This window comes from Acinetobacter sp. YH01003, from assembly GCF_013420525.1.
Lineage (GTDB): Bacteria > Pseudomonadota > Gammaproteobacteria > Pseudomonadales > Moraxellaceae > Acinetobacter > Acinetobacter towneri.
Genome location: NZ_VOXY01000001.1, coordinates 144,002 through 158,257, shown reverse-complemented (window position 1 = coordinate 158,257; position 14,256 = coordinate 144,002). Strand labels below are relative to the sequence as shown.

The 14,256-nt window shown below is 42.3% G+C and carries 13 protein-coding genes, 2 tRNA genes and 1 other RNA gene; 7 read left to right on the top strand and 9 right to left on the bottom strand.

The window, feature by feature from the left end:
- The first annotated feature begins 281 nt into the window (after positions 1-281).
- From gltA to FTT70_RS00795, 3 genes are all read left to right on the top strand, one after another.
- On the top strand, positions 282-1,556 hold the full coding sequence (gltA, locus tag FTT70_RS00805; RefSeq protein ID WP_180168178.1) for a citrate synthase: 1,275 nt from the start codon (positions 282-284) through the stop codon (positions 1,554-1,556).
- Between the two features lie 195 nt (positions 1,557-1,751).
- A complete protein-coding gene (locus FTT70_RS00800) occupies positions 1,752-2,267 on the top strand; it encodes a hypothetical protein (protein ID WP_004972203.1) in 516 nt (171 codons plus the stop codon).
- A gap of 355 nt (positions 2,268-2,622) precedes the next feature.
- Positions 2,623-4,248 (top strand): NAD+ synthase, encoded by a 1,626-nt coding sequence (locus FTT70_RS00795; protein ID WP_167845846.1) that lies wholly within the window; start codon positions 2,623-2,625, stop codon positions 4,246-4,248.
- A 143-nt stretch (positions 4,249-4,391) separates the two neighbouring features.
- Here FTT70_RS00795 and FTT70_RS00790 read toward each other — a convergent pair.
- Positions 4,392-4,468, bottom strand: a tRNA-Met gene (locus FTT70_RS00790).
- A 193-nt stretch (positions 4,469-4,661) separates the two neighbouring features.
- On the opposite strand from FTT70_RS00790, the gene FTT70_RS00785 reads away from it, so the two are divergent.
- Positions 4,662-5,075 carry a hypothetical protein gene (locus FTT70_RS00785; protein WP_096901016.1) on the top strand — a complete coding sequence of 138 codons (414 nt, stop codon included), beginning with the start codon at positions 4,662-4,664 and terminating at the stop codon, positions 5,073-5,075.
- Positions 5,076-5,113: 38 nt separating this feature from the next.
- On the opposite strand, the gene FTT70_RS00780 is transcribed toward FTT70_RS00785, so the two are convergent.
- From FTT70_RS00780 to coaD, 4 genes are all read right to left on the bottom strand, one after another.
- A tRNA-Met gene (locus FTT70_RS00780) sits at positions 5,114-5,190 on the bottom strand.
- 73 nt (positions 5,191-5,263) lie between these two features.
- Positions 5,264-5,641: RNase P RNA component class A (rnpB, locus tag FTT70_RS00775), an RNA gene on the bottom strand.
- A 27-nt stretch (positions 5,642-5,668) separates the two neighbouring features.
- Positions 5,669-5,932, bottom strand: a complete 264-nt coding sequence (locus tag FTT70_RS00770) for a YfhL family 4Fe-4S dicluster ferredoxin (protein ID WP_004972206.1) — start codon at positions 5,930-5,932, stop codon at positions 5,669-5,671.
- A gap of 1 nt (position 5,933) precedes the next feature.
- On the bottom strand, positions 5,934-6,425 hold the full coding sequence (gene coaD / locus FTT70_RS00765) for a pantetheine-phosphate adenylyltransferase (protein WP_004972207.1): 492 nt from the start codon (positions 6,423-6,425) through the stop codon (positions 5,934-5,936).
- Positions 6,426-6,604: 179 nt separating this feature from the next.
- On the opposite strand from coaD, the gene smpB reads away from it, so the two are divergent.
- Positions 6,605-7,081, top strand: coding sequence for an SsrA-binding protein SmpB (smpB, locus tag FTT70_RS00760; protein ID WP_004972209.1), 477 nt, complete (start codon positions 6,605-6,607; stop codon positions 7,079-7,081).
- A gap of 78 nt (positions 7,082-7,159) precedes the next feature.
- On the opposite strand, the gene FTT70_RS00755 is transcribed toward smpB, so the two are convergent.
- The 3 genes from FTT70_RS00755 to rluD all read right to left on the bottom strand — a co-directional run bounded on the left by FTT70_RS00755 (position 7,160) and on the right by rluD (position 9,636).
- Positions 7,160-7,729, bottom strand: a complete 570-nt coding sequence (locus FTT70_RS00755; RefSeq protein WP_004972210.1) for a flavodoxin family protein — start codon at positions 7,727-7,729, stop codon at positions 7,160-7,162.
- A 39-nt stretch (positions 7,730-7,768) separates the two neighbouring features.
- A complete protein-coding gene (gene pgeF / locus FTT70_RS00750; protein ID WP_167845845.1) occupies positions 7,769-8,512 on the bottom strand; it encodes a peptidoglycan editing factor PgeF in 744 nt (247 codons plus the stop codon).
- Positions 8,513-8,583: 71 nt separating this feature from the next.
- Positions 8,584-9,636 carry a 23S rRNA pseudouridine(1911/1915/1917) synthase RluD gene (gene rluD / locus FTT70_RS00745; protein WP_004972212.1) on the bottom strand — a complete coding sequence of 351 codons (1,053 nt, stop codon included), beginning with the start codon at positions 9,634-9,636 and terminating at the stop codon, positions 8,584-8,586.
- 71 nt (positions 9,637-9,707) lie between these two features.
- On the opposite strand from rluD, the gene FTT70_RS00740 reads away from it, so the two are divergent.
- Together FTT70_RS00740 and FTT70_RS00735 are read left to right on the top strand one after the other, a co-directional pair.
- A complete protein-coding gene (locus FTT70_RS00740) occupies positions 9,708-10,688 on the top strand; it encodes an outer membrane protein assembly factor BamD (protein ID WP_180168177.1) in 981 nt (326 codons plus the stop codon).
- Positions 10,689-10,886: 198 nt separating this feature from the next.
- Complete coding sequence (locus FTT70_RS00735) at positions 10,887-12,857, top strand: DNA primase (RefSeq protein ID WP_096901021.1); 1,971 nt, start codon at positions 10,887-10,889, stop codon at positions 12,855-12,857.
- A 68-nt stretch (positions 12,858-12,925) separates the two neighbouring features.
- On the opposite strand, the gene hemA is transcribed toward FTT70_RS00735, so the two are convergent.
- Positions 12,926-14,200 carry a glutamyl-tRNA reductase gene (hemA, locus tag FTT70_RS00730; RefSeq protein WP_104853143.1) on the bottom strand — a complete coding sequence of 425 codons (1,275 nt, stop codon included), beginning with the start codon at positions 14,198-14,200 and terminating at the stop codon, positions 12,926-12,928.
- Positions 14,201-14,256: the final 56 nt, after the last annotated feature.

The window sequence follows — 14,256 nt, the reverse complement described above, 5'->3', positions numbered from 1 at the left end:
ATTTAAAATTGCTTACAATTAATCCGTATTGATGATTTTTTTCTGCACATCCGACAAATTTTGACTTATGATACGGCGGCTGTGCTGTGATTTTATTGATTTTTTTACTGGAATTTTTTCGACTTTTTCTATAAACAGTCGTCTGCTTAATCCATAAGTATAATTGACAAAATTTCAGTACTCTCTAATCTTAGAGCTAATTTTTAATCCGTCTGACTTGCGCATTAAAAGATTGATACTTCGAGTCAGATCAACATTCACCAGGACAGGAGATCTATTGAATGTCTGAAGCAACTGGCAAAAAAGCCGTATTACAGCTTGATGGAAAAGAAATTGAATTACCAATTTACAGCGGCACATTAGGCCCAGATGTAATTGACGTTAAGGATGTGTTGGCGGCAGGTCACTTTACTTTTGATCCTGGTTTTATGGCAACAGCGTCTTGCGAGTCTAAAATTACGTTCATTGACGGTAACAAAGGTATTCTTTTACACCGTGGTTACCCAATTGACCAATTAGCGACTAAAGCTGACTACTTAGAAACTTGCTACTTATTATTAAATGGTGAGCTTCCAACTGCAGAACAAAAAGCTGATTTTGACGCTAAAGTTCGCAACCACACTATGGTTCACGACCAAGTAAAACGTTTCTATAACGGTTTCCGTCGTGACGCTCACCCTATGGCAATCATGGTAGGTGTTGTTGGTGCGTTATCTGCGTTCTATCACAACAACTTAGACATCGAAGATGTTAACCACCGTGAAATCACAGCGATTCGTTTAATCGCGAAGATTCCTACTTTAGCGGCTTGGAGCTACAAGTACACAGTTGGTCAACCATTCGTTTACCCACGTAACGACTTAAGCTACGCAGAAAACTTCTTGTACATGATGTTTGCTACACCAGCAGACCGTGACTACAAAGTTAACCCTGTTCATGCACGCGCTATGGATCGTATTTTCACGCTTCACGCTGACCACGAACAAAACGCGTCCACTTCAACTGTACGTTTAGCTGGTTCTACTGGCGCTAACCCATACGCATGTATCTCTGCAGGTATTTCTGCACTTTGGGGTCCTGCTCACGGTGGTGCGAACGAAGCTGTTCTTAAGATGCTTGATGAAATCGGCTCTGTAGAAAACGTTGCAGACTTCATGGAAAAAGTGAAGACTAAAGAAGTGAAGCTTATGGGCTTCGGTCACCGCGTTTATAAAAACTTCGACCCACGTGCAACAGTAATGAAGCAAACTTGTGACGAAGTTCTTAACGACTTAGGTATCAACGATCCACAACTTGCACTTGCAATGGAACTTGAGCGTATTGCGTTATCTGATGAATACTTCATCAAGCGTAACTTATACCCTAACGTAGACTTCTACTCAGGTATCATCCTTAAAGCGATTGGTATCCCAACAGAAATGTTTACTGTAATTTTCGCACTTGCACGTACAGTTGGTTGGATCAGCCACTGGTTAGAAATGCACAGCGGTCCTTACAAAATCGGTCGTCCTCGTCAGCTTTACACTGGCCACACTCAACGCGACATCAACCGTTAATTCGGTCTGCGTTGTAGCGTGTAAAACGACACGACAAAAAAACCACCTTCGGGTGGTTTTTTATTGCTTTTATTTAGCCGATAAAACTCGTTACTGCTTTACTTATTCCAAACAACCACCAAGCCACAAAATAAAATTTAGATCATTGCAGATTTAGGCTATATTTTTGATGTCAGCTACTTACAACTCATTTCTATGCTACAACTGCATTTATTCATTCTCAGCTTATTGATGCGACTGCTCAAACTAGATCAGTTTAGATGTCGTAGCTTAACTGCAATGGAAATACAGTTGTGCCAATCTGTATTTGGCAATCTGATTGACTACAGCCAAGTCAAAGTCATGAATCACCCTTATTTGCCTTGGCAGCCACAGCACATTTTTATGGCACCCTGTGGCTATATTCATGTGCGTAATCGGCATTATCTAGCCGACTACAGCCAAGCACACCGTGGCTATCAAGCGATCTTTATTCATGAGATGGCGCACATTTTACAGCATCAACATCACATCAATGTCTTACTGCGTGGTGCGGTATTGCAAACCGCGTATTTTTTGAGTTTTAAGCGTTACAATCCATATCATTATCGCTTAATTGAAGCGAAACCTTTTTTTGCTTACAACATTGAGCAACAAGGTGAAATTGCCAAAGATATTTTTCTTAAAAAAATAGACAATATTATTTTAAACAGCCCGCACCGCTCGACTTAGCTCACTCATCTTGGTACATGCTTATTTCACGAAAAACACATGCATCATACAACCTAAAAATATAATGCTTTTCAAATAAATAGCATAAAAATTCTGTCACATTTCAATGATATTCTTGCAGACAAGACAATAAAGTGTATTCGATGCTAGCATCTATTCTAAATTAAGATAAAATAGCAAAAGTCTCCATTTTTGCACTGCAAAATAAGATCTTTATCTGTTAGATAATAAATGGTTTTTATTTGTGCCTTTCGGCAGTCGTTTAATCCACAATACACTGCGCTGAAATTTTTATAACAATAATCATCAGCCACTTACGTGTATTCTACACCTATAGGAATAGGACTTAATTTAAATGAAATCTTTTAAAATTGCCCTTGCACAGTTCTCTCCACACATTGGCAATCTCGAAGCAAACGCGCAAAAAATGCTTGAACAAGCAAATGAAGCGAAAAAACAACATGCAGATTTGATTATTTTTCCTGAACTTTCAATTTTGGGCTACCCTGCAGAAGATTTATTACTGCGCCCAAGCTTGAATCAACGCACACAACAAGCATTTGAACAATTACGTGAAATTAAAGATATTGTTTTAGTTTTCGGCTTTGTCAATGAAACTGAAGATGGTCAGCGCTTTAATTCGGCTGCCGTCATGAAAGATGGCAACATCTTAGGTATTTACAACAAGCAAAATTTACCAAATTATGCTGTATTTGATGAAAAACGCTATTTTGATGAAGGTCATCAACACTTAGTTTTTGAATACCTTGGTCATAAATTTGGCGTTTTGATTTGCGAAGATTTATGGTCTTTGCCAACCGTGCAGCAATTGGCACAGTTGAATGTAGAAACTGCATTGGTCTTGAACGCATCGCCTTATGAAGTGGGTAAACCGCAGCATCGTGTACAGACCATGACCGAACTGGCAAAACAATTACATCTCAATGTGGTGTATGTAAACCAAGTTGGCGGTCAAGATGATTTAATCTTCGATGGTACGAGCTTTGTGATTAACCAAGCAGGCAATGTTGCATTACAAGCCCCAACCTACCAAGAAGGTTTATTCTACGCAGAATATGACGCTGCACAGAAGCACTTTAAAACTGCCGAAATTAGCCCAGCTTTAGACACCCTTGCAGAAATCTATCAAGGTTTAGTGCTCGCAACCCGTGACTACGTGCAACGCTCTGGCTTCCCTGGTGTAATTCTTGGCTTGTCGGGCGGAATTGATTCAGCGCTCACTCTTGCTATTGCGGTTGATGCAATTGGTGCAGATAAGGTACAAGCGGTAATGATGCCGTACACTTATACCGCGCAAATTAGTGTGGAAGATGCTGCAGAGCAAGCCAAAACTTTAGGCGTGACTTTTGGTATTGCCGAAATTCACCCGATCGTAAATAGCTTTATGCAAACGCTGTATCCTTTCTTTGGTAACAGCCCTAGCGATACCACAGAAGAAAATCTACAAGCCCGTGCCCGCGGCACAATCTTAATGGGTCTGTCGAATAAGTTTGGTAACCTCGTGCTTTCTACAGGTAACAAATCTGAGTTAGCAGTTGGCTATTGCACGCTTTATGGCGATATGGTCGGTGGTTATGCGGTACTCAAAGATGTGTACAAAACCATTGTGTTTGAACTGGCTAAATACCGTAACAGTATTGCCGATACTCCTGTGATTCCTGAGCGTGTGATCACGCGCCCACCTTCAGCAGAATTACGTCCTGACCAAAAAGACCAAGATTCTTTACCACCATACGAAGTGCTCGATGCGATTTTGTATGCGTATATTGAAGAAGATCAGAGCCAAGAAGATATCATTGGCAAAGGCTTTGAACGCGCGATGGTCGAGAAAGTCATTCAATTGGTTGATCGCAACGAGTACAAGCGTCGCCAAGGTGCATTAGGACCACGTATTAGTTCACGCGCTTTTGGTCGTGAACGTCGCTATCCGCTCGTCAATGGTTGGAAAGCAGGGATTTAACGCTAAAGCATTGCTTAAACAAAGATATAAAAAACCAAGCTACGGCTTGGTTTTTTTGTACCTGCCATTAAACCAATGCTGCAAAAAGTAGCCTAAAATTTTGACATAAAAAAAGACCAAGCTGAGAGCTTAGTCTATAAAAATGGTGGCTATGACGGGACTTGAACCTGTGACCCCCGCATTATGAGTGCGGTGCTCTAACCAACTGAGCTACATAGCCATAAACTGTGTGCGCATTATCTAAACTTAGCCCTGCATCGTCAAGTATTTTAATTTACAAACGCTCACAGTTTAAGCAAAAACAGTGCAATTTGTTTAATTTTAATCAAATTACTATTTTCTTACGGAGATTCTTAAATATTTGCAGCAAAATCTATATCAAGTCACACAGAAAAAAGAGAATAAATTCAACCATGATCTTGAAGTCTATAATACTGAGTAGCCTTGTTGTTGGCTTAAGTTCCTGCGCTTTGGTTTCACCTATTTTTGTAGATTACAACGGTGTACGGCGTGATGTTGCGCAATTTATTAATTCTAAAATGAGTTATAGCATCGCAGACCGACGTGTCTTGGTTGCTTATGCCAAAGGGCAGCAAAAGATTTTAACGGCACATCAACTGAATGCTGCAGCGCAGCAACAACTGGCTTATGAGCGTGCTGTAGGGCGTTATTGTGCATCACAACACATTTCGCTAAAAAAATTAAATCAGGTCGATGCCAAAATTTTTGCTCACTCTGATCAACAAGCCAATTGGCAACAAATTCAAAACCTACAAATGCAGATTCAACTGGATACAGCTCAAATAGATTGCACAGACAAATTTTAAACAAAAAAAGACCACGTTAGTGAACGTGGTCTGAAAAATGGTGGCTATGACGGGACTTGAACCTGTGACCCCCGCATTATGAGTGCGGTGCTCTAACCAACTGAGCTACATAGCCAAAAACTGTGCGCGCATTATCTGCTGTAATCTAGGCAACGTCAAGCCTTATCACGCATCAATTGCTTAAAATTTGGTGAAGTGAACCGATAAGCCGGGTTCTGTCGAGAACGATCATTCCTCTAGGCGTACAATCACTCATACGCTCAAGCGACCTACCCGAATCCAGTACGGGCCGTACCTCAGGATTCCTATTTGGTCTTGCTTCTGGTGGGGTTTACCATGCCATGAACTGTTACCAGCCATGCGGTGCGCTCTTACCGCACCCTTTCACCCTTACCTTCAATTTCTTCCGAAAAAGAAACCATATGAAGGCGGTCTACTCTCTGCTGCACTTTCCGTCGGCTCACGCCGCCCAGGCGTTACCTGGCACCCTGCCCTATGAAGCCCGGACTTTCCTCCCCTGTTTCAGTCACGGAGACCTCCACAGCAGCGATCGTCTGGTTCACTTCGAAGGCGCATCTTAGCAAAATTATAAGTTAATTGCTTGCGCTTTTTTGAGCAATCAGTTTTTTATATTTTTCCAGCAATTGTTCCTGTGTTTCTACATGCTCTGGATCGAGCGGAATACAATCGACTGGGCAAAATAACTGACACTGCGGCTGCTCGTGATGTCCTACACATTCAGTACATAATGCTGGATTAATCTCATAAATCAGCTCACCCATATAAATTGCCTCATTTGGGCATACAGGTTCACAGACATCACAGTTAATACATTCATCGGTAATATATAAAGACACGCTACCAACCTTGTCGTAATTTACGCTCAAAGGCTTCGACCACAACAGGTGCAACAAATTTAGTCACATCACCTTTTAAGCGTGCAATTTCACGAACTAATGTAGAAGAAATAAATGAATATTGCTCTGAAGGAGTCAGAAATACCGCTTCATATTTCGCATCTAATTGACGGTTCATATTTGCCAACTGAAATTCATATTCAAAATCTGAAACAGCACGCAAACCACGCAAAACTGCAGTCGCATTTTGCTCACGGAAAAAATTAACCAATAAACCATCAAATCCGACAAATTCAACATTAGGCAAATGCTTTAAAGATGCCTGTGCCAATTCCACACGTTCTTCCAAAGTAAAAATTGGATTTTTATGATGTCCAATGGCAATTGCGACCACGACTTCATCAAACATTTTTGCAGCACGTGTCACCAAGTCAATATGACCATTAGTAATCGGGTCAAAGGTGCCCGGATAAATTACGCGAGTTTTAGACATCCATTATGCTCTAGTTGGTTTTGTCAAAGTTAGTTTAACAAATACAAAAAATTTTAGTGAACTAAAGTCTACCAAATTATGAAATATCAAAGCAGTTTAGCCAACAGTTGTGATGATTTTGATTTGTCAGCAAGCCTTGGTTTGAGGCACAATAGTCATAAGTTTGGAAGTAATTGAATATGGCGAAGCTAACTGTAGTTAAAAAAAATACGGGCGGAACAATTGCACAGAATAAACGTGCACGCCACGATTATTTTATTGAAGAAAAATTTGAAGCAGGACTTTCTTTGCAAGGTTGGGAAGTCAAATCTTTGCGCGCAGGACGTATGACTATTACCGAAAGTTATATCCTGTTTCGTGACAATGAAGCCTTTTTATTTGGTGCACAAATTCAACCACTCTTGTCGGCTTCAACGCATGTAGTGCCTGAAGCGACCCGTACCCGCAAACTCTTACTTTCACGACGTGAAATTGAAAAGTTGATGGGTGCAGTCAATCAAAAAGGTTATTCTTGCGTACCTTTAGCATGTTATTGGAAAGGCCCTTTAGCGAAGCTTGAAATTGCTTTGGTGAAAGGTAAACAATTGCACGATAAACGCGCTTCTGAAAAAGACCGCGATTGGCAGCGTGATAAAGCACGTTTGATGCACAAATAATTTTGCACATTCCGCCCATAAAAAATGCTCGAGATCAACATCGAGCATTTTTTATGGAAGTTGTAAAACTAAAAATGCTTAGTCTTTAAGTTTTAATTCCACCAAATATTTACCAAATTTGACTGCAGTTTCCAAATCACCTTCGGGTGGCGTAACTTCAACACTGGCATTATCAGACTGCGTCATTAAACCCAAAAAGCTCGACATGCGGTTAATATCGTGTGGACTACGCCCTGTCGGCATAAACGGTAAACCTGACCACAACATGCCATGCTGCATCGCAAATAAATTAATTTGTTGCAGCACCGCCAGTTTATCGCCACTTAAACCACCGCCATTGGTAAAACCTGCCGCCAGTTTGCCCTGCCAAGTTCTGGCCAACCAACGCTTAGACGATTGCTCCATAAACTGTTTTAAAGCCGAAGTAATGCTGCCCATATAAGTTGGACAGCCCATAATGATAATATCGGCTTGATCTAGGCTATCCCATTCAATTTCAGCCACATCCATCAAAGTCACCTGAGCATCCATTTGCGCAGCACCTTGTGCAATATGCTGTGCCACCTTAGCAGTATGACCATAAGGACTGTGATAAACCACCGCCACACGAATAGCAGCGCAAGAAGATGTTGAATGAGTCACTGACATGAGAATGTTTAAAACCAAATAATTAAGTCAAGTTTAACACTAAGCCTGCATAAACACGAATGTTGCCATACGTCCTGTACGTGCTTGACGGCGGTAAGAATAGTAATCATCGGCTTGTTGATACGAGCACTGATCACCGCCCAAGACCGTTGTAACACCATGCTGCTGCAAAATAAAACGCGCGATCGCATACAAGTCAGCAAGATATTTACCTTGCTGCTGCCCTGCAATAAAAGCCGTGTCTAATTCAGGATATTTATCGCAAAATGCCTGTTTCACCTCAGCCCCAACTTCAAAACACGGCTGACTAATAGCCGCACCCAACCACGCCCATGTTGGAGCACTTTGCATTTCGACGATGGTGTTTTCGATAATACCGTTGGCAAGACCACGCCAGCCTGCATGCAGATTCGCAACCTCAGTGCCTTCGGCATTGCCCAAAACCACAGGTAAACAGTCTGCGGTCATCATCATTAAAGCATGCGCTTTACGCTGAGTGACCAAACCATCGCCTTCTAAAGCTTCACAAGTGATTTGCTCATTAATGGTCTGACACAACACGCTATGTGTTTGCGTCATCCACGTCATTTTATCGACCCCATATTCAGCAAACTCTGCCAGTAAACTCATACGATGCTGCTGCACACGCCATGCATCATCCTGCACATGCAGCGCCAGATTAAAACCAGATACATCGGCACAGTCTGTCGCTAAAGCTTGCACATGTTGTATGCGGGTTTGCCCAACATACACACCTGCAGGTAATCCTTGAACAAATTGCATAAATCTATCCTTAGTCGTTTTCTGGCATTGCCGTATCTGAGTTGATCTTGTTAATGCTGTCTATGCAACAATTAATAGGCAGCATTTTCACTGCGTAACACGTCTACCAATTGTTTAAAGTCTTCAGGCCACGGCGCTTCAAACATCATTTCTTCTTGAGTACGTGGATGCACCAAACCGAGTTTGACGGCATGTAAGGCCTGACGTTTAAAGTTACGTAAGGTATCGTTTAATAATGCCGATGCGCCTGCTGGCACACGTACACGTGGCGTATAAACAGGATCGCCAACCAAACCATAACCAATATAACTTAGATGCACACGAATTTGATGAGTACGTCCAGTTTCCAAACGCGCCTGAACACGAGTGAAATGCTGAAAGCGTTCTTTAACATTGTAATGTGTGACGGCGTCTTTGCCGCCCGGCAAAACAGCCATTTTCACTCGATCTACAGGATGGCGTTTAATCGGCTCATCGACAGTGCCTCCCGCAATCATGTTGCCGTACACCACCAAGTCGTATAAACGATAAACTGACTTTTTCGCCAGTTGCTTGGTCAAGGCAAACTGTGCTTCCAGATTTTTGGCAACCACCAGCAAACCCGAAGTATCTTTATCAATACGATGCACCAAACCTGCACGAGTTAACTCTGCCGATTTTGGATAATGATGCAGCAAGGCATTTACCAGAGTTCCAGAGCTATTTCCCGCCCCCGGATGCACCACCATGCCCACAGGTTTATTAATCACCATGATGTCATCATCTTCATAAATAATATCCAGTGGAATATCTTCAGGCAGGCTGCGGGTTTGCGCTTCAAGCTCGACTTCTAGGGTAAGAAGCTCATCACCTTCACACTTATATTTAGGTTTGACCGTGTTACCATTTACCAACAAATGACCGTCTTTGAGCCACTGTTTTAGCTTTTCACGTGAAAATTCACTCCAAATGATGGCTGCAACTTGGTCGATGCGTAGTCCTAAGTGGCTGTCATCCAATTGAAATTGCAACGATAAACGTGTTGCAGTTGAGTCTGAAGTATGGTTATCTGCATCCTCAGCATCTTCAAGTAAATTGAACTCAGTTTCAGGTAAATTGGAATGGGTAGATTGTGCTTGACTCATTTGCTCATTCAGACAAAAGTGGTTTAATAGCGCAATTGTAGCTCATTGCCCGTATTAACAGAGGAATTTTTATGTCGCTACCACGTTATAAAATAACAATGCTTGCTCTTTCACTCGGCGTTGCGTCTGCAATTGTGGGCTGTAGCAGCAATCCAAAAAAAGAAGTGGTCGATACTGGTCCGCAATCTAGCGAACAGGTTTATATTGAAAAAGCAGAAAAAGCACTGGATCTTGGTCAATACACCGATGCCGTTAAGCATCTTGAAGCTTTAGAAACCTATTATCCAACGGGTGATTATGCGCAGCAAGCGCAGCTTGAATTGTTGTATGCAAAATTCCAGCAAAAAGATTATGAAGGCGCAATTGCTGTTGCAGATCGTTTTATCCGCATGAACCCGCAGCATCCTAAAGCCGATTATGTCTACTATGTACGTGGCGTAGCGAATATGGAACAAAACTATGATGGTTTGTTGCGTTATACCTCGCTCAAGCAAGCGCACCGTGATGTCAGCTATTTAAAACTAGCGTATCAAAACTTTGTCGATTTTATCCGTCGCTATCCATCGAGCACTTATGCGGTAGATGCTGCACAGCGTATGCAGTTTATTGGTCAGGAACTGGCAGAAGCCGAAATGAATGCAGCACGTTATAACATTAAACGTAAAGCATGGGTGGCTGCAGTAGAGCGTTCATTGTGGGTAGTTGAGCATTATCCGCAAACTCCACAAATTCCAGAAGCATTGGCAACGGTGGCTTATGGTTATGGCAAACTGGGCGATCAAGCCACAGCTCAGCAATATATTGATGTGTTGAAACTGAACTATCCAAATTTGGTTAAAGCAGATGGTAGCGTGAATTTACGTGCTGCCCGTCATGACGCAAGCTGGATTAACCGTGCAACTTTGGGTATTTTCGGACGTGAAGCGCAAAGCAGCACCGAAGCACAACAGTCAGATACTAAAGCACAAGCAGAGCCATCACGCAGCCTCACCAACCGTTTGAGTTTTGGCTTGCTCGATCGTCCAAAATCTCAAAACGACAGCACTGAATAAAACCATTCCGACTGATTTTTCAGTTTTGAAAAATGCAAAGGGCAAGTTATGATACTTGCCCTTTGTTCTTTTATGGGCTTGTTTCCTGTCCTAGAAAAAGATACAAAAGAGAATACTCATTGAGTCAATCAGCACAGTCTGATGTATTCAACCTGTTCGGCGAACCTTTCACTACCAAGAGATAACAGACAAAACCGTATGGCCATTCCACAGCACACGATTGATCAAATTTTAGATCGCACTGATATTGTCGATCTGATTAGTCAGCGCGTGAAATTAAAAAAAACTGGTCGTACCTATTCGGGCTGCTGCCCGTTCCATCAGGAAAAAACCCCGTCTTTTCACGTTTACCGTGACAAGCAGTATTATCATTGCTTTGGCTGTCAGGCAAATGGTAACGCCATCCGTTTTTTAATGGATATTGATAACCGCAATTTTGTAGATGTCATGAAAGACTTGGCCAGTCAAACAGGCATCGAACTCCCAAAAGATCAGCACGACAATAAAAAACTCTCTTATAAACGTGAAGCCAAAAAGCCAACACCGATAGCTCAACCCAAACCAACAGCAAAAGACCAGAATGAAACTTCTGCAGCTCAAACCACATCAAGCGAACATACTTTTGAAGCTTCTGGCATCGACTTTGATCCTTTTGCCGAGTTTCAAAGTGCTGAATACGCAAACTCGGAATTTCAGAACTCGGAATTTCAAAACAATGCCGACCCGTTTGCAGGTTTTGAGCAATGGGACACCATGCAGGACACACCTGCACAAGAAGGCAACTTATACGACTTGCTAGAAAATATAGCGCAATATTATGAGCAGCAATTGCCGCACAGCCCTGCCGCGCAACAGTATTTTCAAAAACGTGGTTTAACCGCACAAACCTTGCAGTTTTGGCGCTTGGGTTACGCACCCGAAGATTGGCAGCATTTAGAAAAAGCCTTTCCGCAAGACATTGCAGGTTTAAAACTGCTAGGCTTAATTCGTACCAGTGACAAGGGACGTGACTTCGATTTATTACGTGATCGGGTGATTTTTCCAATCCGTGACAGCAAAGGACGTGTGGTCGGCTTTGGTGGTCGCGCACTTAATGATGAAATCAAACCCAAATACATCAACTCGCCCGATTCGGAAGTGTTTCATAAAAACCAATTGCTCTATGGTTTATATGAAGGACGCAAACAAAAAGCCCAAGATTATTTAATGGTCGAAGGCTATATGGATGTGATTGCCTTGCAGCAATACGGCATTCATGGTGCTGTAGCGACACTCGGTACAGCCAGTAATACCGATCATTTAAACATTCTATTCCGCCAAAACAACCGCATTACCATCGCGTTTGATGGCGATGCCGCAGGTCAAAAAGCCGCACGTCGCACACTAGAAATTGCACTGCCTTTGCTCAATGATGGACGTGAACTGAAGTTCTTTGTTTTACCCAATGAGCACGACCCTGACTCACTTATTCGTCGTGAAGGCATCGAAAACTTCCGACGTTTATTAGATCAAGCACCTTTGCTATCAGATTTTGTCTTTGCGCATCTCACCCAAAACCATAATATCAGTACCCCTGAAGGCAAAAGTCAGGTCATGGGTGAACTGCGGCAGTTGACCGAACTTTTGCCCAAAACGGGTTCTTATCGCTATTTGCTGCAACAGTTTTTCCGTGAAAAGTTAGGCTTTAACCGTAAATGGCAGGCACAGACCAATAACGATGCATCTTTGAGTTTTAGCACCAAAGTCGATGCCGAAGAATATGTGATTGCGATTCTAATCAATCACCCGTATTTGTATATTCACTTTGAACCGTTACGTGCGCTGATTCCAAATGATCATCTGCTACACCAAATCTTAAATATTTTAAATACTATTTTTGATGATCTACCCGATGATCCTGAACAAGCCAAATATTATATTTTGGGTGCATGCTCAGCGTATCACTATGAATTACAGCGCATTTTACAACAAGCCAATGTCAGTGATTACACGACTTCTCCTGAACACGTCGATAAATTGGCGCAGGATTTTTCGACCAAATTGCAATACGACTGTTTACAGCAAAAAATTCGCTCCAAAAAATTCAGCAGTATTGAAGAAATGAAGCGCTTGAAACATCAAATTTATGAAATTGATAAAAAAAGATCGCTGACCTTGTTAGAGGAATAAGCGATCTGGTCTGATTAGATTAAGTTTGTATCGTCAAAAATCTTTTTTGTAAATCACGTTAATCTTACTTATTTGCGACGACGTTTGGCAGTCGCTGCTAAATTTTCCTGCATAAACTCAAAACATTCAGGCTCATCACCTTTGGCTGCTTCACGCAATAAAATAGAAGTTGGATGCAGCAGTTTTTGGGTTAAACGATAGGAAAATTCTTGCATAACTTGTGCAGCATCTTCACCTTTGGCAATACGCGCCATCGCCAAATTTAATTCTTCCTGACGCAAGCTTTCGCCATGTTCACGGTAAGCATGAATGGTCGCACCTGCTTGCTGAACTTTTTGATGGGTCACCAACTCAGTCACAAGCTGATTGACCATTAGCTCTGCTTCCACAGCCGCCTGACGACGCTGCGCCAAGTTTTCATCAATCACGCTTTGCAGGTCATCGACCCCGTACAAATACACGCCATCCAAATTTTCAATTTTAGGATCAATATCACGTGGCACGGCCAAATCGACCAACAACATTTGCTGATAGCGACGTTTCTTTAACGCTGCTTTCACTTCAGGATAAGCAATCACCTGATGCAAACTACCCGTACAGCTTGAAATTACATCAGCGCGGTGTAAATTGGCTGCTAACCGATCAAATTCAATAATTTCAACTTCAACCCGATGCGCAATTTCTTGTGCCAAAGTTTCGGCGCGGGCGCGGGTACGGTTACAAATTAAAATTTTAGCGACGCCCATCTCAGCTAAATGCTTCGCTACAAGGCTATTCATTTCGCCTGCTGCCACCACCATCACGGTTAGTTTTTCAGGATGGCTAAATACTTGTAACGCCAGTTGCGCAACCGCATAACCCATAGACACGGCATGGCTGCCTACGGCAGTTTCTGAACGTACCCGTTTGGCAGCATAAAACGCATATTCAAAAATTCGGTTGAGTTGTTGCGAAACCGTATGTGAGTCTTTGGCTAAAGACAGCGCAGTTTTGACCTGACCTAAAATTTGCGGCTCACCCAACATGAGTGAATCTAGCCCACTGGCTACGCGCATTAAATGCGACACCGCCTGTGCATTTTCATAACGATAAACATGACGACTCAATTGCTTCGCATCAATACCATTGACGTGTGCAAGCCAATCCAACACCTGTTCTGGATGTTCAGACATGGCGTAGACTTCGGTACGGTTGCAGGTAGACACCACCACCAAATCATTCAGTTCGGGATGTTGGCTTTGCTCAGCAAGTAAGGCACTTAACTTTTCTGGGTTAAATGCAATTTGCTCGCGCAACTCTACAGAGGCGGTTTGATGGTTGACACCCAATGCAAAGAAAGACATATCAGATCATCATTTCGCTAAATTTATGCTATTGTGCAATAACGGTGTCATAAAAA

Bases quoted from the DNA above. Each gene is read 5' to 3' on its own strand.
- FTT70_RS00735 (WP_096901021.1), top strand. From the start codon at position 10,887: ATGGCCATTCCACAGCACACGATTGATCAAATTTTAGATCGCACTGAT.
- coaD (WP_004972207.1), bottom strand. From the start codon at position 6,425: ATGTCTAAAACTCGCGTAATTTATCCGGGCACCTTTGACCCGATTACT.
- FTT70_RS00740 (WP_180168177.1), top strand. From the start codon at position 9,708: ATGTCGCTACCACGTTATAAAATAACAATGCTTGCTCTTTCACTCGGC.
- FTT70_RS00795 (WP_167845846.1), top strand. From the start codon at position 2,623: ATGAAATCTTTTAAAATTGCCCTTGCACAGTTCTCTCCACACATTGGC.
- pgeF (WP_167845845.1), bottom strand. From the start codon at position 8,512: ATGCAATTTGTTCAAGGATTACCTGCAGGTGTGTATGTTGGGCAAACC.
- FTT70_RS00755 (WP_004972210.1), bottom strand. From the start codon at position 7,729: ATGTCAGTGACTCATTCAACATCTTCTTGCGCTGCTATTCGTGTGGCG.
- smpB (WP_004972209.1), top strand. From the start codon at position 6,605: ATGGCGAAGCTAACTGTAGTTAAAAAAAATACGGGCGGAACAATTGCA.
- FTT70_RS00785 (WP_096901016.1), top strand. From the start codon at position 4,662: ATGATCTTGAAGTCTATAATACTGAGTAGCCTTGTTGTTGGCTTAAGT.
- FTT70_RS00800 (WP_004972203.1), top strand. From the start codon at position 1,752: ATGCTACAACTGCATTTATTCATTCTCAGCTTATTGATGCGACTGCTC.
- gltA (WP_180168178.1), top strand. From the start codon at position 282: ATGTCTGAAGCAACTGGCAAAAAAGCCGTATTACAGCTTGATGGAAAA.
- rluD (WP_004972212.1), bottom strand. From the start codon at position 9,636: ATGAGTCAAGCACAATCTACCCATTCCAATTTACCTGAAACTGAGTTC.
- hemA (WP_104853143.1), bottom strand. From the start codon at position 14,200: ATGTCTTTCTTTGCATTGGGTGTCAACCATCAAACCGCCTCTGTAGAG.